Annotated in this window: 1 protein-coding gene; it reads right to left on the reverse strand. The window is 40.1% G+C overall.

What is annotated here, in order from left to right; genetic code table 11:
- On the reverse strand, positions 1–729 hold a 729-nt coding region (locus AAC147_RS05990), incomplete at both ends, for an IS630 family transposase (RefSeq protein ID WP_047686002.1).

Raw genomic sequence — 729 nt, forward strand, 5'->3', positions numbered from 1 at the left:
ATTGAGGATTTTGTTTTAGCCATTCCCTGACTTTCTGGCTTTTGTGAATACCATAATTATCTAAAATTAACGTGATACTTTTGGCTTGGCGATACTGACGATTAATTTTATCTAACATATTGATAAATAGATCAGAGTTTTTCTTTATACCACAGACATAGGTCACTTGACCTGTTCGTACCTCAAGGCAGCCTGCAAGGTAGTGCTTTTGATTTTTCCCCGGTGTCATCACGCGTTTTTGTTGTCCTTTTAGACACCAGTCTGCCCCGATTTTAGGATTCAGATCGATATCAACTTCATCTTCATAAAAAACAGGATGTTGCTCTGATACGTTGGCTAAGGCTTCGGTGATTTTTGCCATTTTTTCGTCATATTCAGGATCAAACTTTTTGACGGTAGGAACCGCTCTTCGCCAGACAATACCCACCTGACAAAAGTAACGATACAGGGTACTTTTTGACAGTAATAAACCTAATAATTCATTGATTATCTGAGTGATAAGTTCAATACTCCAACGTGAACGCAAACAGCCAAAATCTTGCGGGGAGTGTGATAATAAGAATGACAGCAAGCTAAAAATCGGGGCTAAATTCCATCGGGCAGGCCTTCCTCTTGGTAAGCTTTTTAACCCTTCCAGCCCATATAATGTTAACCAATTTATCCAACGATGGACGGAAGAACGTGAGCAATGAAGGGTTCTGGCGATATGAGAAACGGTCTGACCTTCAT

The sequence above is a fragment of the Xenorhabdus sp. NBAII XenSa04 genome, from assembly GCF_963866145.1.
GTDB classification, from domain to species: Bacteria; Pseudomonadota; Gammaproteobacteria; order Enterobacterales; family Enterobacteriaceae; genus Xenorhabdus; species Xenorhabdus indica.